This window comes from Amycolatopsis sp. VC5-11, assembly GCF_037034185.1.
Classification (GTDB): Bacteria; Actinomycetota; Actinomycetes; order Mycobacteriales; family Pseudonocardiaceae; genus Amycolatopsis; species Amycolatopsis nivea.
Genome location: NZ_JBAGKF010000005.1, coordinates 36,642 through 56,638, shown reverse-complemented (window position 1 = coordinate 56,638; position 19,997 = coordinate 36,642). Strand labels below are relative to the sequence as shown.

The window sequence follows — 19,997 nt, the reverse complement described above, 5'->3', positions numbered from 1 at the left end:
CTAGCCGCGGCGGCGGTTGCGCGCCCGGTTCGCGAACAGCACCGCCACGCCCGCGCCGAGCAGGACGATGCTGGCGATCACGTGCAGCTGCGGCGGCAGCACGTGCAACTGCAGGAACCAGCTCGGGTGCTCGGATCCGGCGATCCGGTTGATCAGCCCGCCCGCGCCCTGCACCACCAGGAGAACGCCGATCAGCTCGATCATCGCGACGCCTCCTTTTTCGGCGCGGAGGAACCGAAAATCTCCTGCCACAGCGGTCCGAACACGAACCACAGACCGGTGACCGTGCCCAGCCGCGGCAGCCAGCCCCACAGCGGCTCGACGTGGCCCGACTTGCCGACCACCACGATCGCGAGCAGCAACAGCCCGGCGCTGATCGCGCAGGCCAGCACGCATTTGGCCCATTCGCGCCATTCCTTGCGGGCCTTAGCGCGGCCGTACAGCTTCTCCGGCCGCGGACCGCCGGCGAAGCGGTGCGCGAACCGGACGTCGGCCCACTCCACCATCGACGGGCCGAACACCACCGAGAAGCCCAGATACACCGCGGCCAGCCCGTGCGTCACGTTCGGCGTCGCACCGTTCATCAGGTCGATCACCGTGATCACCAGCAGCACCAGGTCCACCACGGGCACCAGCGCGAGCAGCACGGTGCTGGCCTTCTGCTTGCGCAGCGCGTACCGGGTCAGCAGCCCGGCCGCGATGAAGACCCAGAACCCGATCTCGCACGCCACGATGGCGGCGGTCAGCGGGCTGTTCAGAAACTCGTCCATGGCTTCACTGTCGCGGGCTCGGGCGTCCGCGCGCGTCAGCGGACGGCACGATCGAGGGGTCATCATTTCGTAGGACGACCGGGCCGCCGCGGTGTGCTGTCATGGTCGGGTGCGCCTGCGAGACCTGCGCTCGGCCCTCCCCCGGCCGCGCGAACTGCCGCCGTGGCAGCAGAACGGCCTCGTCGCGCTCGCGGTGTTCGCCGGCGGCACGATGCTGTACCTCACCGGCGGCCACCAGCTGCTGCCGAACGGCGACCCGTTCCCGCTCTGGGTCCGGTTCGCCGAACTGGGCGCGATGTGCCTCGCCGCGTTCCTGCGCCGGACAGTGCCGTGGGGGCTGCTGGCCGCCACCGGGATCGTCGGCGTCGACGTCGCGCTGGGCCTGTCGCTGCCGATCGTCATCGCGTACACGGATTTCCTGTACTCCGCGATGCTGCACGGTTCACGCTGGACGACCCGGGTGCTGGTCGGCGTGACCGCCACCGTCACGCTCACCGTGCTGTTCGTGTTCCTGGCAGTGGCGGGCTGGCGGGCGGCGGCGCTGGGCGCGTTCAGCATGCTGTCGTTCCTGCTGGTCCCGGTGTGGTGGGGCGCGAATGTGCGCCAGCAGAGCGATATCGCGGCGTCCGAACGTGCCAACGCCGAACAGCTCGCGACGATCGCCGCGCTGGACCGGCGGGCAGCGGTGGCGGCCGAACGCGCGCGGATGGCCCGCGACCTGCACGACGTCGTCGCCGGGCATCTGTCGGCGATCGCCATCCAGTCGGAGGCGGCACTGTCCATGGCGGACGATCCGAAGACCGCGCAGACCGTGCTCGTCGCGGTGCGGGAGAACAGCGTGCGCGCGCTGGAGGAAATGCGCGCGATGATCGGCCTGCTGCGTTCGGAATCCGCCGAGGACGAGGTCACCGCTCCGGCCCGGCTGGCCGAACTGGCCAGGCTGGTGGAATCGGCACGCGCGGCCGGCATGACGGTCACCGTGGATTCCACTGTGGACGAAGAACTGCCGACCGCGGTCGACCTCACCGCGTACCGGATCGCGCAGGAGTCGCTGACGAACGCGGTCAAACACGCGCCGGGCGGCCGGGTGACCGTGCGGCTTCGCGTAGCCGGCAACACGCTGACCGTCGAAATCGGCAACGAACTGCTCGGCGCGGCGACCCAGTCCGACAGCGGCGGGCACGGTTTGCTGAGCATGCGCGAGCGCGCGCACGCCGTCGGCGGCACCCTGCGAGCAGGACCGTCGGGGCCGCGCTGGCTTGTCCACGCCGAACTTCCCCTTGCCGGAGAGCCGTCATGACCGTCCGAGTCCTCGTCGCCGACGACCACGGAGCCATCCGCGCCGGGCTTGCGCTCATCCTCGGCAACGCCGAGGGCATCGAGGTGGTCGGCGAGGCCGCCGACGGCGAGGTAGCCCTGCGCCAGGCCCGCGCGCTGCGGCCGGACGTCGTCCTGATGGACGTCCGGATGCCCGGCACCGACGGGATCACCGCCACCCGCCAGCTGATCGCCGAGGGGCTCGCCGAAGTCCTCGTCCTCACCACCTTCGACCTCGACGAGTACGTGCACGCCGCACTGCGCGCCGGGGCCGCCGGGTTCCTGCTGAAGTCGGTCGAGGCGCCGCGGCTGATCGAGGCAGTCCGGCTGGTCGCGGCGGGCGAGGGCGTGCTCGCCCCGCAGGTCACGAAACGGCTGATCACCGCGTTCGCCAGCACCCCTGCCGGGCTGTCGCCCGCGCCGACCGGTCTCGCCGACCTCACCGAACGCGAACGCGAGGTGCTCGGCTGCCTCGGCGCAGGGCTCTCGAACGCCGAGATCGGCGCCCGGCTGTACATCGGCGAGGCGACGGTGAAGACGCATGTTTCGCGGGTGCTGGCCAAGCTCGGCCTGCGATCCCGGGTGCAGGCGGCGATCCTGGCCCAGGACCACGGCATCGAGCCGCCCGGATAGCGGACCCGCGCCTCCGGCGAAGCCACCGCGAAAACCCACGATTCCCGGGCGCTCGCCAAGCTCAGCCCGCGCTCGCGCGTCCAGGCGACGATGCTCGCCCAGGACCACGGCCTCACTCCACCCGGATAGCCGATCTGCGCGTCGGGCCGTCACCTTCTAACGTTCCCCCATGGGTGAGCGGAGAACTCTCGACGTCGACGAAGTCCTCAAGCGACAGGAATCCGGCGAGCTGAAGCGGCGGCTCAGGGGACGCGACCTGATCGGGTTCGGCGTCGGCATCATCATCGGCACCGGGATCTTCACCCTTGCCGGGGTCGAGGCGAAAACGCACGCCGGGCCGTCGGTGACGCTCTCGTTCGTGATCGGCGCGGTGGTCGCCGGCCTCGCCGCGCTCTGCTACGCCGAGCTGGCCTCCAGCGTGCCGACCGCGGGCAGCGCCTACACCTACGCCTTCGCCACCCTCGGCGAGGTCTTCGCCTGGATCATCGGCTGGGACCTGCTGCTGGAGTTCGCGCTCGGCGCGGCCGTGGTGTCGCGCAGCTGGTCCGGCTATCTCGCGAACCTGCTCGGGCTGTCGCCGGACTGGTTCGGCGAGAGCGCGACGGTCAACGTCGGCGCGGTGCTGATCATCGCGGTGCTGACGGTCGTGGCCGTGGTCGGCATCAAGGAGTCCTCGTGGCTCACGAACCTGCTGGTGCTCGTCAAGGTCGCGGTCTGCGTGCTCATCCTCGCCGTCGGCGTGTTCTTCGTGAAGGGTGCGAACCTCACCCCGTTCGTCCCGCCCGCGCAGCCGCCGTCGAGCAGTGCGAACGCGTTGCACCAGCCGGTGGTCCAGGCCGTCCTCGGGCTCGAGCAGTCGGTGTACGGCATCGCCGGCATGGTCACCGCCGCGGCGGTCGTGTTCTTCGCCTACACCGGCTTCGAGGCGCTCGCCAACCTCGGCGAGGAGACCATCAACCCGCGCAAGGACCTCCGCGTCGGCATCCTCGGCGCGCTGGCCGTGTGCGCGGTGCTCTACATCGGGGTCTCGATCGTGCTGACCGGCATGGTCCACTACACCGACATCGACTCCGGCGCGCCGCTCGCGGACGCGTTCGACCGGGTCGGCCAGCACTGGGTCGGCGCGCTGATCTCGCTGGGCGCGGTCACCGGGCTGACGTCGGTGATGATGGTCGAACTGGTCACGATCGGCCGGATCGGCTTCGCGATGGGCCGCGACGGCCTGCTGCCCAAGGCGATCGGCACGGCGCACCCGCGCTGGGGCACGCCGCACCGGATGACCATCGGCGGGGCCGCGCTGATCGCCGTGCTGGCGGCGTTCGTGCCGATCTCGGCGCTGGCCGACATGGTCAGCATCGGGGCGCTGTCGGCGATGATCATCGTCGCGGTCGCGGTGCCGGTGCTGCGCAAGCGCCGGCCGGACCTGAAGCGCCCGTTCACCGTGCCGTTCTCGCCGGTGGTGCCGATCATCGCCGCGGTGGCGTGCTTCTACCTGATGCTGAACCTCGACGTGATGACCTGGATCCGGTTCGCCGCGTGGCTCGTGATCGGCCTGCTGATCTACTTCTTCTACGGCCGTAAGCACTCCCGCTTCGCCAAGTAGGTTCAGGCCACTGCCAGGTGCACACGGTGGTGCCGCGGGTTCTCGACCTCGTCGAGCAGCGCCACGGCGAAGTCGGCGTACGAAATCTTGGCGGAGAAGTCGAACTGGTCGCCGATTTCGTAGCGGCCGGTGCGCTCGCCGTCGTGGTCGAAGTCGCCGACCGGGCTGACGTACACCCAGTCCAGCCCGGTGCCTTCGGCGCGCAACACCTCGAGCCCCGCCGCGTGTGCCAGGCAGAAGGGCCGGAACTCCGCCGGACCCGAGTCCAGCGCCCGGGTTCCGTCAGCGGTGGGCAGCAGCACGGACAGCCCGACCGCGACCAGCCGAGCCTGCGCTAATCCGGCAACGAGAGCGTGTGCGGCGTTGGTGAAGAACGCGTGCGGGTCGGTGCCCTCGCCGTAAACAGCGGCCGCGTTGATGACCGCGTCGTGCCCGGCGGCGAGGGCTGCGACATCGTCCGCGCTGGTGACATCGCCTGCGACGACGTCGGCCAAGTCTCGGTAGCGCGCGGGATCGCGGACCACCGCGGTGACGTCGTGCCCGCGCCGCCGTGCCTCCGCGACCGCCTGCCGTCCGGCCCGGCCGCCCGCCCCGAAAACAACGATCTTGCTCATCGTGGGAATACCTCCTGAGGTGTCGATGCTCTGGAAGGTAGCCAGGGGGCCGGTTCCCTCCGGGATACTTCGAGAGGAGACCGCGATGACCGTTCGGCAGCCCTTGCCTCCCGACCTGTTCGAGGAGCTGTGCCCGTCCGCGCTGGTGCCGTTCCGGTTCGGGGACAAGTGGTCCGCGCTGGTCATCCGCTGCCTGGAGGACGGGCCGCGCCGGTTCTCCGAACTGCGGGTGCCGCTGCATCGCGTCACGCCGAAGGTGCTGACCCAGACTTTGCGCGGCCTCGAACGCACCGGCCTCGTCTCCCGCACGGCGCACGCCGACCCGGCATCAGGCGTCGAATACGCGCTGACGCCGCTGGGCCGCAGCCTGCTGGAGCCGATGAAGACGGTGTACGGCTGGGTCGCCGAGCACTGGGAAGAACTGCTGGACGCGCAGGAACACTACGCCGCGCCGGTGCGCAACCCGGCGTAGGAAACCGCCTGCGCCAACGCCTCCGCGTACCGGGAATCCGCGACCAGCAGCACCGATTCGAGCCCCGCCGCGATCCATTCCACCGGCTGGTCGTGCACGCCGTCGTCGCCCAGTTCGCGGTAAGTGTCCACAACGGACAGCAGCGTTCCCTCCGCGCCGAGCCGGACTCCGGCGATCAGCACGTGATGCGGCGCGGGCGGCCGCCACCGGTTCGTCCACAGTGGAGGGATGCCGGTGTCGAGGTAGTCCAGCAGCGCTCGTTCCGGCGTGTCCGGAGATCCCAGTTCCGCCGGGTCGACCCGCGCCAGCACCGCCACTCGCGGCAATTCCCACAGGCCCAGCAGCAAATCCGAGACCGTCGACGCGCTCCACGCCCCCAGCGCCGGAACCACCGCCAGCTTCTCTTCCGACAGCGTCCGGATAGCTGCGGCCAAGCCGTCCAGCGAGGTGCCCGCAGCTGTCTCGTCGAACGGCACCGGAAGGCGGAAGTCGTTGCGGGACAACGCACCTGCCGGACGACTGGGCGATGCGCGCACGGTCCCGGCAGCGATCGCGACCTCGTCCTGGTCCGGCACCGCGATGTCCGCCGCGCGCAGCGTCACGAGCCCGGTGAAGGCCGCCGCCAACCCGTCTTTCTGCGGCAGTTCCGCCCGGGCCTCGGCGACCAGGCGCGCACCGCCGGGAAGCCAGTGGACGTCGGAAAGCCCCGTGTTCAGTACCGCCACAGATGCGCCGCCACGATCTCCTCAGGCGCCCGCTCGGCGGCCCACGCCGCGTCCGAGGCGCGCACCGCGCGGAACGCGCCGAGCAGCTCGTCCCCCAGCGCCCCGGACACGCGCGGATTCGCCAGCAGCGCAGTGTCCTGTTCGGACGGACTCGCCGGCAGCGGCAGCACGCCCGCGGTGTTCCGTTCCCCTTCGCTCCAGCCGCCCGGGTCCTCCGCGATCGGCTCCGGCAGCACCGCCGAATCCTCGATCCCGGCCATTCCGGCAGCGAGCACTACCGCCAGCGCGAGATACGGATTGGCCGACGCGTCCGACGTCTTCAGCTCGACATTCGCGTGCTCCGTCCCGAGCAGCGCCGTGCCCGGGACGTACCGCAGCGGCGCTTCGCGGTTCTCGACGCCCCAAAACGCATACGCACCAGCGAAAAACCCTGGCCGCAACCGCATCGTCGACGGCACGCTCGGCGCGGTGATCGCCGTCAGCGCGGGCAAATCCCGCAGCAGCCCGCCGAGGTACGCCGCGCCTTCGCCTTGCGGCACCCCGTCGCCAGCCAGGAGGTTGCGCCCCTTGCGACGGACCGAAGTGTGCAAGTGCCAGCCGTTTCCCGCGGCTCCGAGGCCGATCATCGGCGCGAAAGTCGCCACCAGCCCGTGTGCGTGCGCGGCCGCGTGGATGGTCTGGCGCGCCAGAAGCTGGTCGTCCGCCGCGGAGACCGGATCCGTGGCGGCAAGCGACAATTCCAGCTGCGCCACGCCGTATTCCGCGTGCAGCTGGCCGATCTGCAGGCCGTTCGCGGAGAAATCGTGCAGCAGCGCGGCGATGAAGTCGTCCAGGCCGATCAGCGCGTGCGGACTGTAGGCCGGACCGCGGTGTCCCGGCGCGGACGCGACGTCCTCGCTGCCCGCTGGCGCTACGGAAAACTCCAGCTCGTACCCCGCCCGGAATTCGAGACCACGTTGTGCTGCCTCGGCGACCTGCCGCTCCAGCACGGAACGCTGGCAGTACGGCCACGGCGAACCGTCCGCCGCGATCTGCCGCACCGGTGCCCAAGCCAGCGCAGGCTGCCCGGCGAGCCGGCGGAGGCGTTCCACGACCGGTACCAGCCGGATGTCGCCCGACGGAGTGCCGAGGCCGGAATGGGCGTACGTGATGGCGTCGTGGCTGTCGAAGACCGCGAACAGCGAGGTCGCGCCCACGCCGCGGACCGCCGCGTCGGCCAGCCCGCCGACCGGGACCACCCGCGAGCGCGGGATGCCGTTGTTGTCCGCCCAGGCCAGGTGGACGCCACCGACCCCCGCCGCGGCCAGGTCTTTCGCCGCCGCCGACGCCGCCTTGGTCATGGCAACCTCCTCGGGATCAGTATCGCGGGCCCACGCCGTCCGGGCCATCCGCGAATGTTCACCCGGGCGGCTCAGTGACCGGCCCGGAGTCGTCACGGCTGCGCAACGCCACTCCCGCGACGACGGCGAGCGTCCCGATCGCTTCGACGACGCTCGGCACCTGCGCGAGCACCACGAACCCGACGACCCCCGCCGTCACCGGCAGCAATGCCAGCAGCACCGCGAACCGCGCCTGCCCGAGACGGCGCAGGACCACTTGGTCGAGCGCGTACGGCACAACGGTGGACAACACGCCGACGCCGATCCCGAGCAGCAGCATGCGTGGCGAACCCCACACTTCGCCGGTGCCCAGCGCGAGCGGCGACAGCACGACGGTCGCCACCACGAACCCGACCGCGAGCGAATCCAGCCCGTCCCCGCCGATCGCGACCCGCTTGCCCAGCACGATGTACCCAGCCCAAGCAGCCGCCGCGGCCAGCGCGAACACGACGCCGAGGGGACTGCCCGCGATCCGCACGTCCGCGATCGCGACCACCCCGAGCGCCACCAGGACCAGCGCGATCAAATCGCGCCGGGTCCGTGACCCAATCGCCGCTACGACCACCGGACCGGCAAACTCCAGCGCGACGACCGTGCCCAGCGGCAATCGCGCGATGGCCTCGTAAAAGACCACGTTCATCCCCGCCGTGACGACGCCGAAAGCGCCCGCGAGCAGCAGCCGCTTGCCCCGCCAGGCTGCTTTCGGTGGCCGCCGCCACAGCAGCAGCACGACGGCCGCACCGAGACAGCGCAGCCACGCAACCCCGGAGGGCGTGGCGTGCCCGAAGAGGTCGACCGCGATGGCCGCACCGGCATACATGGAAATTCCGCTGAGAACGAACAAGACCGGTGCCGGAATCGCGTTCACGCGTTTCCAGGAGAGTGCAATGCCCACTCCCGCATGGTGCCTGACCACGGAAAACGCCAAGCGGCGGGTGGTCTGGTCCTACGGGTTGGGACGCCGCTGCGGCAACCGGGCTAATTCGGCGTGACGCACCTCCCACCGGCGCGGGAACACTTGCGGGCCGCCAAACGTCTGCAAGAGTGGAAGCACGAACACAGCGGAGCCGGAAGCGATCCCCGCCGAAGGCATCGACACCGAAGTGGGCGTAGCTGGATCGAGGCACCGGGCGACCGGTGCCGGGACGGAGGGAGACCCCCATGACAACGCCGACGCTCACCCGCCCCGAATTGACCGCAGCCGACCGATGCGACCGGTGCGGAGCAGCAGCTCAGGTACGCGCTGTCCTCAGCTCCGGAGGCGAGCTGCTCTTCTGCGGGCACCACGCCCGCGAGCACGAGGCCAAGCTCAAGGAACTGGCCGCGGAGATCCAGAAGTAAGTTCGCTCACCCGACAACAGCTACCCGGAGGCGGCAGGCGCAGCGCGCTTGCCGCCTCCGGCGTTTTTCGGGCCGAGTTACGCACTCGGTTTGCTGTGGCCGCGTCAGGCACTTGAGCGCGAACCGGCTCCACCCGGCTGCCTGAGCGGTCCTGGGCCTCCGCACTGGCCCCGCACGCCCGCCACGGCGGCAAGTGCTGACCCCCTCGCCCCGACCGCCTCGGCGAATGCCGACTTCCCTCACACCCGCCACCTAGGCAAGTGCTGACCTCCGGGGGCACAACCCATGGGCGCCGCCTCGCCGCGTTCCTGCCCCGTTAACCGAGCAAGAGCACGCTCCGAGCGCGAGACGCTTCCCCGAGGTCTGTGAAGGGCTCCTTGAGGGAATTGGATTCCCTCAAGGAGCCCTTCACAGACCTCGAGCAACCATGTTTGCGCAGGCTGGCCAGCTGGCATGCCGTGAGGGGAACCCTCACGGCCGCTGATTCCCGCAGGGTTCCCCTCACGACCCTGCCTCGCTCGCCCCACACCCACCGCCGCCGGGATGCGCCCCAATGCGGCATTGGGTGCGTCAGCTGCACCCAATGTGGCGTTCGGTGCGTGGGATGCACCCAATGCCACATTGGGGCGCTAAACCGCCACCCACCAGACCGCAGCCGATGCACCCAACGATCGAGCCACCAAGCCGCTCGCCGCAGCCGACATACGGAACGATCAAGGCACCAAGCCGCTCCCGCAGCCGATGCACCCAAAGCATCGCGGCACCCAGCCCAAACCGCAGCCAGTGCACCCAACGAGCGAGGCACCCAGCCCCTCCCCCGCACCCCGATACGAAGCTCCCCTGCGGTTCGGGGGTGCTTGTCAAGGCATCTTTCCCGCCTTGACAAGCACCCCCGAACCGTCAGCACAATCAAACTTCGGGGTGCCCCACGCAACCAAGGGCCGATGTCGCCGCCAGGCGACGAGCCGAAGGGAACGACTCAAACCGTATCCAGAACCACCTCAAAAGCCACCTCAGCAGCCCCCAGCAGCTTCACATCCGCCCCCAAAGCCGAACTCACGATCCGCGTCCCCCCAACAGCCCGAGACACCAAACTCCGCCCCCGAACCTCCTCGGCAACCGCCCGCATCACCGATTCCGGCAGCACAGTCAGCAAATCCCCCAGCACCACCAGCTCCGGCCCCAGCAGGTTGACCACGTTGACCAGCCCCAACGTCAGCCATTCCGCATACTCAGCCAACCGGGAAGAAGCCGCGACAGCATCCAGCCCCAGCTCCCGCAGCTCAACGAGAATCACCCCGCGCGGCGTGTCCTCCGGCAACCCCAGGGCCCGGCACAGCGCGGCCTCGCCGATCTCGGTCTCCCAGCATCCGCGGCTGCCGCAGTAACAAGCCCGCCCGCCAGGCCGGATCGCCATGTGCCCGATCTCGCCGACATACCCAGCGCCGCCGCGCAGCGAAGACCCCTGCGAAATCACCCCGCCGCCGACGCCGACGTCCGCGGACACGTACACCGAGTCCGAAGACCCCCGAGCCGCCCCGCGCAAATGCTCGGCAACCGCGCCCAGTTCGGCGTCATTGGCCACCAGCACCGGAATCCGCAGCACCGCCGACAGCCGGTCCCCGAGCGCCACATCGGTCCACCGCAGGTTGGGCGCTTCGTGCACCAGCCCGTCGGCCCGTCGCACCACCCCGGGCACCGACACGCCGACCGCGATCGGTTCCACGCCCAGGTCGCTCGCCAGGACCCGGGTCGACTCGATCACGTGCGTGATCACCTCGTCCGCGGTCCGCGTCCGGGTGTGCAGGTTCCAGCTGTTGCGCCCGAGGATCTGCCCGCCGAGCCCGACCAGCGCGATCGCCACGTGTTCGACCTGCAAATCGACCGCGAGCACCACCGCGGCGTGCGGCTGCGGCAGGACCAGGAGCGAGGGGCGGCCCGCCCCTCGCCCTGGCCTCGGCACTTTTTCCTCGACCACGCCTGCCTCGGCGAGACCGTCGACGAGGGTCTTGATGGTGCTCCGGTTGAGCCCCAGTTCGGTGGCCAGGGCAGCCCGCGTACTGGGCCCGCCGACGTGCAGCAGGCGCAACAGAGTCGTGCGGTTGTGCCGGCGCACCTCGTCCGGGCGGGCGACGGGCGGGCTGCTCACCGGATCATCTTCCCATCTGCCCTCAGCGTGCTGACGCCTCAGCCCGCCGTCGCGACAACGCGTCCACCGAAGCGGCCAGCAGCAGCACCAGGCCGGTGATGATGTTGACCACCGCGGCCTTCTGCTGAAGCAGGCCGAGACCGTTGTTCACGATCGCCAGCACCGCGCCGCCGATCACCGCGTCCATGATCCGGCCCTTGCCGCCGAACAGCGAGGTGCCGCCGATGACCGCCGCGCCGACCGCGAACAGCAGGGTGTTGAGACCGCCGGACTGGCCGCTGACCGAACCGACCTTCGACGAGTACACGATCGCGCCGATCGCCGCGAACGACGAGCTGATCACGAACACGCTGGTGCGCAGCTTCGGCACGTTGATGCCGGCGCGGCGCGCGGCTTCCTTGTTGCCGCCCACCGCGTACAGGTGCCGCCCGTACTTGGTGCGGTTGAGCACGTAGGTGCCCGCCACCAGCAGGACCAGGACGATCGGCACCACGTACGGCACGCCCGCGATCACGACGAGGTCATTCGACGCGCGGTTGATGGTGAGCAGATAGGTCGCGACCGCGGCGACGACCGCGATGGCGCCGACCTTCGCCAGCACGATCGGCGTCGGCTGGACCACCAGCCCGCGCTTCAGCCGCGAGAAGTGCTGTCCGAGCGCGAGAACCGCGTATCCGCCTGCCGCGACGACGAAAAGCACCCAGCTGCCGACGATCGAGAGGTTGCCGTTGGCGACCGCGTTGAGCGTGTCGCTCGTGCTGATCGGCAGCGTGCCGCCTTCGCCGACGAACTGCAGGATCACGCCCTGCCAGACGATGAACAGCGCCAGCGTGACGACGAAGGACGGCATGCCGATCTTCGACACCAGGAAACCGGTGATGCAGCCGATCGCGGTGCCGGTGCAGACCGCGATGAGCATTTCGACCCACGCGTTGACCGGCGCGCCGACCATGATCACCACGATGCCGATCAGCGAAACCGCCGCCCCGGCCCAGATCTTCTGCAGCAGCGCCAGCACCACCGCGAGCACGAGCACCGCGATGAACGTGATGAAGACGCCGGTTCCCATGGAGCCCAGCAGGTTTCCATTGTGGACATAGTGCAGCGCCATCAGCGACGCGCAGACGCCGGACGCGGTGCCCGCGGACAGGTCGATCTCGCCCAGCAGCAGCACGAACACGATGCCCATCGCGATGATGGTCTGGCCCGCGCCCTGCTCGAGCAGGTTGGCGATGTTCTGCAGGGTGAAGAAGTCGCCGGACAGCGCGCTGAACAGGACGGCGAGCACGATCACGCCGAGCACGGCGGGAATCGAGCCGAGCTGCCCGTCCTTCATCCGCGCGAAGTAGTCCTTGATCGCCTCGCCGGTGGACAGCGAGGTCGTGTCGATGCCGAAGTCGGCGATCGCCCCGGAGGGCGCGTCCGGCGTCTGCGGCTTCTCGGAAGTTTCGGTCATGGCGGGTTCTTTCTCGCTCACAGCGCGACAGCTTCGGGACGGGCCAGGCCGAGATCGCCCGATCGGCCCGCGGTGATGAGTTCGACGACCTGGCTGTGCGTCACGTCGCCGGTCTGCACCTCCGCGACCAGCCGGCCGAGGTACAGCACCGCGATCCGGTCCGCGACCTCGAACACGTCGGCCATGTTGTGGCTGATCAGCACCACGCCGAGGCCCTGTTCGGCCAACCGGCGCACCAGATCGAGCACCTGCTTGGTCTGCGCGACGCCGAGCGCCGCGGTCGGTTCGTCGAGGATGACGACTTTGCTGTTCCACAGCACGGATTTCGCGATCGCGACCGTCTGGCGCTGACCGCCCGACAGCGAGGAAACCGGGGTGCGGACGGATTTCACCGTGCGCACGCCGAGCGACGCCAGCGTCTCGCGCGCGGCCTTCTCCATGCTGGCCTCGTCGAGCAGCCAGCTGCTGCCGCGCTCGCGGCCGAGGAACATGTTCTGCACGATGTCGAGGTTGTCGGCGAGGGCGAGGTCCTGGTAGACGACCTCGATGCCGAGTTCGGCGGCGTCCTTGGGGCCGCGGATGTGCGCGTCCGCGCCGTTGAACCGCACGGCTCCGGTGTCGTACGGGTGGATGCCCGCGATGCATTTGACCAAAGTGGACTTGCCGGCCCCGTTGTCGCCGACGAGCGCGGTCACTTCGCCCGCCCGCACGGCGAAGTCCACGTCGTGCAGGACGTGGACCGGGCCGAAGCTCTTGTTCAGGCCGGTGATGTCGAGAATGGGCTCGCTCATGGGATTCGCTTGTCTCTCGCGTGGATACCGAGCCGGGACGCGCGTCGGGGGAACGCGTCCCGGCCCGGCTGCTCTGGCGGGGAGTTACTGCTGCGTCAGGAGATGCCGTTTTCGGTGCACTTGGCGGCGAGGTCGCCGGTGCAGATGTCGGACGCCTTGACGTAGCCCTGCTGGACGACGGTCTTGATGTCCTTGATCGTGATCAGCTGCGGCTGCAGCAGCACCGACTTCAGGTCGCGGTTGTTCTTCGGGTCGTGCAGCTTGCCGGTGGCGATCGCGTCGGCGGCGGCCTTGTCGCCCTTGGCCAGCGCGGCGGCCAGCTTCGCGGTGTTCTCGGCCTCTTCCTTGATCGGCTTGAAGATCGTCAGCGTCTGGTCGCCGCGCAGGATCGCCTGCAGCCCGGCCGCGGTCGCGTCCTGGCCGGTGACCGGGACCTTCCCGTTGAGGCCGTTCTTCTTCAGCACGGTGATCACCGCGCCCGCCAGCTCGTCGTTCGCCGCGACGACGCCGTCGACCTTGCCGCCGACGCGGGTGAAGATCTGCTCGAACGTCGTGCCGCCGACCTGGGCGTCCCAGTTGTCGATGGGCTGCTTCTGCACGAGGTTCAGCGCCTTGGACTCGTACAGCGGCTTGAGGACCTTGTCGTGGCCGTTGGCGAACAGGGTCGCGTTGTTGTCCGTCGGCGCGCCCTCGATCTGGACGACGTTGGCTCCCGGCTTGCTCTTCAGCGCGTCCGCGAGGCCCTGCGCCTGGATTTCGCCGACCTTCTCGTTGTCGAACGAGACGTAGTAGTCGGCCGAACCGCCGAGACTCGGGCGGTCGTAGTCGATGACCGGGATGCCGGCGTTCTTGGCCTTGGCCTCGATCGCCGCGCCGACCGCGGGGTCGGACGGGGCGATGACCAGCACCTTGACGCCCGAGCTGATGAAGCCGTCGGCCAGGGTGGAGAACTTCTGGTTGTCGCCCTGGGCGTTCTGGATGTCGGCGCTGAAGCCCTGCGCGGAGAGCGCGGCCTGCAGCATCGGCTTGTCGAAGGCTTCCCAGCGGGCCGAAGTGGCGGTCTCCGGCAGGATCACGCCGACCTTGCCGTTGGCGCCGCCGCCTGCCGGGGCGGAGGCGGAGCTCTTGCTGTCCCCCGAGTTGCCGGAGCCCGCGCTGTTGGCGCCGCACGCCGAAAGCGCCAGGCCGGCGCTCACCGTCGCGGCGAGGAGGGTAAGGGTTCTGGTGCGCATCCTCGTTCCTTCTCCGATCATGCTCGCGGGGTGATCGGGAGGGGTCCCCGTGCACCGTCGCAGATATGTTGTGGCCGACAACATATGCCGCGGAGCGGCTCTGCGGAAGATGGCGGGATCGAGTAACCGACACCAAATGGACACGGTTCGGCAACGCAGCCCTCATCAGGGGCTTGCGCTGACTGAGTGATCCCTGCCACGCACCGAGCGTAACGAGAACTTGTCCGGTCTTGTCCGGTCCGCAGGGCAGGGGTGCCCGTTCAGGCGCCCGGATCGAACCGGACGAACCGTTCTACCTGGGGAAGGGGCGCACGGACCCGCCGTGCGCCCCGCCGCGGTGCCCGGAGAACTACCAGGAGCGCAGCGTGACGATGCGCTCTTCGAGCTGCTCCACCGTCGCCATCGCGGTGGGCGGGCCGCCGCACTGGCGGCGCAGTTCGTTGTGGATCGCGCCGTGCGGTTTCTTCGTGCGGTGGTGGTACACGCCGACCAGCGCGTTGAGCTCCTTGCGCAGCGCGCCGAGCCGTTCGCTCACCGACTGCGACCGGACCGGCGGCGCGGCCGGCTGCTCGCCCTTCGGCTTGCGCCGCTTCTCGTCGGAGATCTGCTCTTCCTGCCGCTTGCGCAGCAGCGCGCGGACCTGGTCCGGCTCCAGCAGCCCGGGGAGGCCGAGGTACTCCTGCTCCTCGTCGGACCCGGAGAAGACCGCGGTGCCGAACGAGTTGCCGTCGTAGATGACCTGGTCGAGCTCGGCGGAGGCGTGCAGCGAGGTGAACGCCTTCTCCTCCTCGCCCGGTTCGTCCTCGGTGCGGTTGGCCTGGGCGAGCAGTTCGTCGTCCCAGCCTTCCTTCTCCCGGTGCGGTTTGCCGAGCACGTGGTCGCGCTGCGCTTCCAGCTCGCTGGCCAGTTCCAGCAGCACCGGCACGCTCGGCAGGAAGATGCTCGCCGTCTCGCCCTTTTTCCGGGCCCGCACGTAGCGGCCGATGGCCTGCGCGAAGAACAGCGGGGTGGACGCGCTGGTCGCGTACACGCCGACGGCCAGCCGCGGGACGTCGACGCCTTCGGACACCATCCGGACCGCGACGATCCAGCGTTCCTTGGTCTCGGAGAACTCCTTGATCCGCCCGGACGCCTTCGGGTCGTCGGACAGGACCAGCGTCGGCGTTTCGCCGCAGATCCGCTCCAGGATCTTGGCGTAGGCGCGCGCGGTTTCCTGGTCGGTGGCGATCACCAGGCCGCCCGCGTCCGGGATTCCTTGCCGTACCTGGCTGAGCCGCGTGTCGGCGGCCTGCAGCACCGCCGGGATCCACTCGCCCGCCGGATCGAGCGCCGTGCGCCAAGCGCGCGCGTTCTGCTCCGCGGTGAGCGGCTCGCCGAGCCGCGCGGTGAACTCCTCGCCCGCGCTGGTGCGCCACGACGCCTCGCCGGAGTAGGCGAGGAAGACGACCGGCCGGACCACGCCGTCGGCGAGGGCGTCGGAGTAGCCGTAGGAGTGGTCGGCCTTGCTGCGCTGGAACCCGCCGCCGTCCGGTTCGTAGGTGACGAACGGGATCGGCGAGTCGTCGCTGCGGAACGGCGTCCCGGTGAGCGCGAGCCTGCGCACCGCGGGCGTGAACGCCTCGCTGGTCGCGTCGCCCCAGGACTTCGCGTCGCCCGCGTGGTGGATCTCGTCGAGGATCACCAGGGTCTTGCGGTTCTCCGTGCGCACCCGGTGCAGCGTGGGGTGCGCGGCGACCTGCGCGTAGGTGACCGCGACGCCGCGGTAGTCCGACGACGTGACGCCGGTGGTGTTGCGGAAGTTCGAGTCGATCGGGATGCCCGCCGCCGCGGCCGAGGCCGCCCACTGGTGCTTCAGGTGCTCGGTCGGGGTGACGATCGTGACCGCCTCGACCGTGCGGTCCGACAGCAGTTCGGCGGCGATCCGGAGGCCGAAGACGGTCTTGCCCGCGCCCGGCGTCGCGACCGCGAGGAAGTCCTTCGGCTTGCTCGACAGGTACTTCGTGAGCGCTCGGCGCTGCCAGGCGCGCAGCGGGCGCGCGGTGGAGTCCGTCGCTGCGGGCGGCGCCCCGAGGACCGGCTGGGTCGTCTCGGACAAAACTCGGTTCACCCCCTCCTCGGGCCGCTCCGCGCGGCCGTGACGTGCGAAAACCCCCACTGTGGCACCGGCTTCGCCGCCGGGCGCCGCGATGAGGGCACGTCGGCCAGCTTACCTTCCGAGTCCCCGGGCGCCCGCCACCGCCACGGGTGGTGTCCTCCGACACGCCCCCTCTCGGCGGGGGTGACGAGCCAAAACCGCGCGCATGGACCATGCTGGGACACACCATGGGCGAGGTGACACCGGACGCCGGCGAGGCAGAGCCGGACGGCAAGGCAGTGCCGAAGAAGAGCGTGCCGGAGAAGACCGTGCGCAGGGGGCCGTGGCGGCTGCTCACCCGCACGCTCGCGAAAGCGTGGGACGGCAACATCTTCTCCGAGGCCGCCGAGGCGGCGTTCTGGCAGACGCTGTCGCTCCCGCCGCTGCTGCTCGGGCTGCTGGGCAGCGTCGGGTTCATCGGCGAGTGGTTCGGCCAGAACGTGGTCACCGCGGTGCACGACCGGATCATCACCTTCAGCCACACCATCTTCAGCGCCAACGCCGTGCAGGAGATCATCGAACCGACGGTGAACAGCATCCTCACCGTCGGCAAGGGCGAGATCGTGTCCGTGGGCTTCGTCATCTCGCTGTGGGCGGGTTCGTCGGCGATGTCGTCGTTCGTCGACGCGATCACCGTCGCGCACGACCAGTACGGCGTCCGCAACGAGGTGTGGCAGCGGATTTTCGCGCTGCTGCTGTACCTGTGCGCGCTGATCGGGCTCGTGATCGGGCTTCCGCTGCTGGCGATCGGGCCGGACCTGCTGCCGGAGTTCTTCCCGGTCGACTGGCGGCCGACGGTCTCGTCCTGGGTCGGCACGCTCTACTACCCGGTGCTGGGCGTGATGATCGCGCTCGCGCTGACGACGCTGTACAAGCTCGCGCTGCCGCGCCGGCTGCCCTGGCACCGCGGGCTGCCGGGCGCGATGCTGGCCGGCGTGGTGTTCCTGGTGTCGAGCATCGGGCTGCGGATCTACCTGAACTGGATCACCAAGACCGGCTACACCTACGGCGCGCTCGCCGCGCCGATCGCGTTCCTGCTGCTGATGTTCTTCATCGGCCTCGCGGTGGTCGGCGGCGCGTATTTCAACAGCGCGATCCAGGAGCTGTGGCCCGCGAAGGCGACCCGGCGGCAGCGGCGCAAGTGGCGGCGGCTGGAGATGGAACGCGCGAACGAGCGGATGCGGGCCGAGGAGGGCCGCCGTCTGTGGGACCGCACGACGATGCCGTTGCGCCGGCCGAAACGGCACCCCGAAGACGACACCGCCGAGTCCGAGACCGGCCACGACGAGCCGAACGGCACCGAGGTGCAGCGCCCCGAATCCGAGACCGTGCAGCTCGCGCGGCCTGAGCGTGCCCCGGACCAGCGCGGCTCCGAGCCGTCTTCCGGCTCGGAACCGCGCTCGCAGCAGGGCTGAGGTCAGCCCTGGCGGAACCGCCACGTTTTGCTGTCGAAGGCGATGCAGACGCTCGGCGACATCACGACCACGCGCAGGGTGCCGCCGTCGCGTTCGTCGTAGTCGATGCCCTCGACCTCGAAGTTGCCGCCGCAGCCGCTTTCCAGCGGCAGCTGGCCGAGCGAGGTGACGTGCCCGGTGACATCGGAGCCGGAGACCGAACCGGAGAGATCGACCTGCAGCAGCGGTTTGGTGGTGCCGAAGAGGCTGCCGTCCGGGTCGTCGGAGGAGCACATGAGCCGGGTCGCGGAGACGAAATCGCAGCCCTGGACGTCGCGTACCTGGTGGTCGAGCCGGATCGCCGAGGCGTACGGCAGGTTCTGGCCGGGGTCGGTGGCCGCGACGCCGGGCATCGGGTAGACGAGCAGGCGGTCCATCGTGCCCCATTCGCCGGACACGAGCCAGCGCGCGTCGGGCGACACCGCGGCGAACGAGTTGTTGTTGGCCTCCCACGATTCCAGCGCGTGCTGGTAGTCGGCGCGGGAGCCGTCCGGGGCTTCGACGCGGAAGAGCTTCGCGCCGCGGTCGTCGCGCTGGTAGGGCTCGACGTACCAGCCCTTCGCCGACCCCGGGTCGCCGATGTGGTTCCAGCCCTTCGAGGCCAGACCCGGGTCGACGGTGCCGATGCCGGTGTAGCGGATGCTGGTGCCGGACGAGCGCTCGACAGTGGCGAGGCCCTGGCTCTCGTCGAGCGGACGGGCCCGGTCCGAGCCGAGGGTGGTCCATCCGGTCACCGCGTCCGCGGCGCCCGCCGCGACGGCGCTGAAGGCGGACATCAGGACGACGAGGGAAAGCACGATCCCGGTTGCGCGCATGCGGGGACACTCCTGCGGGGAGGCGACTGGCCGGACTGCAGGTCTACCAGTTCCTCCCCGGGTGCACAGCCACCGAGTGAAGGATTTTCACCTTTGTTCCCGCGCACCGGGACGCGCGGGAAGCGCGCTCAGTCGTCGCCGCCGGGACGGAGGCCCTCGTAGATCTTCTTGCACTTGGGGCAGACCGGGGACCCCGGCTTGGGCGACTTCGTGACCGGGAAGACCTCGCCGCAGAGCGCCACGACGTGCGTGCCCATGACCGCGCTCTCGGCGATCTTGTTCTTGCGCACGTAGTGGAACATCTTCGGCGAGTCGTCGTCGGTCGACTCGGTGCTGTCGGTCTCCGGCTTGGTCAGCGTTTCGGTGCTCACCCCACCATCATGCCTCAGCGCCGCGCCCGCGGTAATGCCCGGCTAGGCTCGCCTGACCTGCCAAGGGACCCCTCAGGAGCCCGGATGCCGCACGAGTCCGCACCCCGCTGGCACAGCTGCCTCGCCCGCCTCGGCGGCGACCACCGCGTCGGCCACGACGCCTGGGCCGACCTCGAAACGCGCTACACCGAACCGCACCGCCGCTACCACGACCTCGCCCACGCCACCGCCGTCGCACACGACGCGGAGCAGCTAGCGGCCGACCTGCCCTTCCACGAACGCGCTGTCGTCGTACTCGCCGCGTGGGCACACGACGTGGTCTACGACGCCGTACCCGGCGAAGACGAGCAGCGCAGCGCGGAGTGGCTTCGCCGCTGGCTCACGCGCGCAGGGATTGCCGCTGCGCACATCGACCAGGCCGAAGCCCTCGTACTCGCCACCGCCGCCCACGAAGCCCCTGAAGGCGACTTAGCCGCAGCAGCCCTCCTCGACGCCGACCTAGCCATCCTCGGCGCACCGCCCGCCGTGTACGCCGCGTACGTGGACAACGTGCGCCAGGAGTACGCGCGCTATCCCGACGACGCCTGGGCGACCGGCCGCGCCGCGGTGCTGGAAAGCCTCCTCGCGCGACCCGCGCTGTACCTCACCGAAAGCGCGCGCTCACGCTGGGAAGCCGCCGCGCGGCAGAATCTGCAGGCAGAGCTGACCCGATGCCGCAGCGTGCGCGGCGATCACAGATGA

The 19,997-nt window shown here is 70.0% G+C and carries 20 protein-coding genes; 7 read left to right on the top strand and 13 right to left on the bottom strand.

The genetic code is table 11. The features are described 5' to 3' along the window. Positions 1-204 carry a hypothetical protein gene (locus WA670_RS17510; protein ID WP_037819169.1) on the bottom strand — a complete coding sequence of 68 codons (204 nt, stop codon included), beginning with the start codon at positions 202-204 and terminating at the stop codon, positions 1-3. Continuing rightward, a complete protein-coding gene (locus tag WA670_RS17505) occupies positions 201-770 on the bottom strand; it encodes a hypothetical protein (RefSeq protein WP_336158283.1) in 570 nt (189 codons plus the stop codon). The genes WA670_RS17510 and WA670_RS17505 overlap by 4 nt, the downstream gene beginning before the upstream one ends. A 124-nt stretch (positions 771-894) precedes the next feature. On the opposite strand from WA670_RS17505, the gene WA670_RS17500 reads away from it, so the two are divergent. The 3 genes from WA670_RS17500 (at position 895) to WA670_RS17485 (ending at position 4,323) form a co-directional block, all read left to right on the top strand. Further along, a complete protein-coding gene (locus WA670_RS17500) occupies positions 895-2,070 on the top strand; it encodes a sensor histidine kinase (RefSeq protein WP_442893109.1) in 1,176 nt (391 codons plus the stop codon). Further along, positions 2,067-2,720 (top strand): response regulator transcription factor, encoded by a 654-nt coding sequence (locus WA670_RS17495; RefSeq protein WP_336158281.1) that lies wholly within the window; start codon positions 2,067-2,069, stop codon positions 2,718-2,720. The genes WA670_RS17500 and WA670_RS17495 overlap by 4 nt, the downstream gene beginning before the upstream one ends. A gap of 169 nt (positions 2,721-2,889) precedes the next feature. Continuing rightward, the gene (locus tag WA670_RS17485) at positions 2,890-4,323 is read left to right on the top strand and encodes an APC family permease (protein ID WP_037819174.1); all 1,434 of its coding nucleotides are present in this window, start codon (positions 2,890-2,892) and stop codon (positions 4,321-4,323) included. 2 nt (positions 4,324-4,325) lie between these two features. Here the strand turns inward: WA670_RS17485 and WA670_RS17480 are convergent, their stop codons facing one another. After that, positions 4,326-5,123, bottom strand: coding sequence for an NAD(P)-dependent oxidoreductase (locus WA670_RS17480; RefSeq protein WP_255807056.1), 798 nt, complete (start codon positions 5,121-5,123; stop codon positions 4,326-4,328). Here WA670_RS17480 and WA670_RS17475 point away from each other — a divergent pair. Continuing rightward, positions 5,023-5,409 carry a winged helix-turn-helix transcriptional regulator gene (locus WA670_RS17475; RefSeq protein ID WP_336158280.1) on the top strand — a complete coding sequence of 129 codons (387 nt, stop codon included), beginning with the start codon at positions 5,023-5,025 and terminating at the stop codon, positions 5,407-5,409. The two genes, WA670_RS17480 and WA670_RS17475, sit on opposite strands and share 101 nt — an antisense overlap. Here the strand turns inward: WA670_RS17475 and WA670_RS17470 are convergent. The 3 genes from WA670_RS17470 to WA670_RS17460 are packed head-to-tail and all read right to left on the bottom strand — an operon-like array spanning position 5,379 to position 8,333. Then, positions 5,379-6,134 (bottom strand): DUF6885 family protein, encoded by a 756-nt coding sequence (locus WA670_RS17470; protein ID WP_238607525.1) that lies wholly within the window; start codon positions 6,132-6,134, stop codon positions 5,379-5,381. The genes WA670_RS17475 and WA670_RS17470 overlap by 31 nt on opposite strands. Beyond that, on the bottom strand, positions 6,122-7,474 hold the full coding sequence (locus WA670_RS17465; RefSeq protein WP_336158279.1) for a glutamine synthetase family protein: 1,353 nt from the start codon (positions 7,472-7,474) through the stop codon (positions 6,122-6,124). Before WA670_RS17465 ends, WA670_RS17470 begins: the two co-directional genes overlap by 13 nt. 58 nt (positions 7,475-7,532) lie before the next feature. After that, the gene (locus tag WA670_RS17460; protein WP_037819232.1) at positions 7,533-8,333 is read right to left on the bottom strand and encodes an EamA family transporter; all 801 of its coding nucleotides are present in this window, start codon (positions 8,331-8,333) and stop codon (positions 7,533-7,535) included. A gap of 341 nt (positions 8,334-8,674) precedes the next feature. Between WA670_RS17460 and WA670_RS17455 the strand changes: the two genes are divergently transcribed. Then, complete coding sequence (locus WA670_RS17455) at positions 8,675-8,854, top strand: DUF7455 domain-containing protein (protein WP_037358805.1); 180 nt, start codon at positions 8,675-8,677, stop codon at positions 8,852-8,854. Between the two features lie 979 nt (positions 8,855-9,833). Here the strand turns inward: WA670_RS17455 and WA670_RS17450 are convergent. From WA670_RS17450 to WA670_RS17430, 5 genes are all read right to left on the bottom strand, one after another. After that, positions 9,834-11,003 carry an ROK family transcriptional regulator gene (locus tag WA670_RS17450; protein WP_043829305.1) on the bottom strand — a complete coding sequence of 390 codons (1,170 nt, stop codon included), beginning with the start codon at positions 11,001-11,003 and terminating at the stop codon, positions 9,834-9,836. Between the two features lie 22 nt (positions 11,004-11,025). Continuing rightward, entirely contained in the window at positions 11,026-12,459 is a 1,434-nt protein-coding gene (locus WA670_RS17445; protein WP_134668167.1) for a sugar ABC transporter permease, read from the bottom strand. A 17-nt stretch (positions 12,460-12,476) separates the two neighbouring features. Then, positions 12,477-13,250, bottom strand: a complete 774-nt coding sequence (locus WA670_RS17440; protein WP_037819184.1) for an ATP-binding cassette domain-containing protein — start codon at positions 13,248-13,250, stop codon at positions 12,477-12,479. A 95-nt stretch (positions 13,251-13,345) separates the two neighbouring features. Beyond that, entirely contained in the window at positions 13,346-14,482 is a 1,137-nt protein-coding gene (locus WA670_RS17435) for a sugar ABC transporter substrate-binding protein (protein ID WP_037819186.1), read from the bottom strand. A 349-nt stretch (positions 14,483-14,831) separates the two neighbouring features. Beyond that, positions 14,832-16,577: a DEAD/DEAH box helicase gene (locus WA670_RS17430; RefSeq protein WP_336158449.1), complete on the bottom strand. Its 1,746-nt coding sequence runs from the start codon at positions 16,575-16,577 to the stop codon at positions 14,832-14,834. Between the two features lie 227 nt (positions 16,578-16,804). On the opposite strand from WA670_RS17430, the gene WA670_RS17425 reads away from it, so the two are divergent. Further along, the gene (locus WA670_RS17425) at positions 16,805-18,031 is read left to right on the top strand and encodes a YihY/virulence factor BrkB family protein (protein ID WP_336158278.1); all 1,227 of its coding nucleotides are present in this window, start codon (positions 16,805-16,807) and stop codon (positions 18,029-18,031) included. Positions 18,032-18,033: 2 nt separating this feature from the next. On the opposite strand, the gene WA670_RS17420 is transcribed toward WA670_RS17425, so the two are convergent. Both WA670_RS17420 and WA670_RS17415 read right to left on the bottom strand, forming a co-directional pair. After that, positions 18,034-18,885 (bottom strand): hypothetical protein, encoded by an 852-nt coding sequence (locus WA670_RS17420; protein ID WP_336158277.1) that lies wholly within the window; start codon positions 18,883-18,885, stop codon positions 18,034-18,036. Between the two features lie 128 nt (positions 18,886-19,013). Further along, the gene (locus WA670_RS17415) at positions 19,014-19,256 is read right to left on the bottom strand and encodes a DUF3039 domain-containing protein (protein ID WP_020657970.1); all 243 of its coding nucleotides are present in this window, start codon (positions 19,254-19,256) and stop codon (positions 19,014-19,016) included. Positions 19,257-19,340: 84 nt separating this feature from the next. Here WA670_RS17415 and WA670_RS17410 point away from each other — a divergent pair, with 84 nt between their 5' ends. Next, on the top strand, positions 19,341-19,997 hold the full coding sequence (locus WA670_RS17410) for an HD domain-containing protein (RefSeq protein WP_336158276.1): 657 nt from the start codon (positions 19,341-19,343) through the stop codon (positions 19,995-19,997).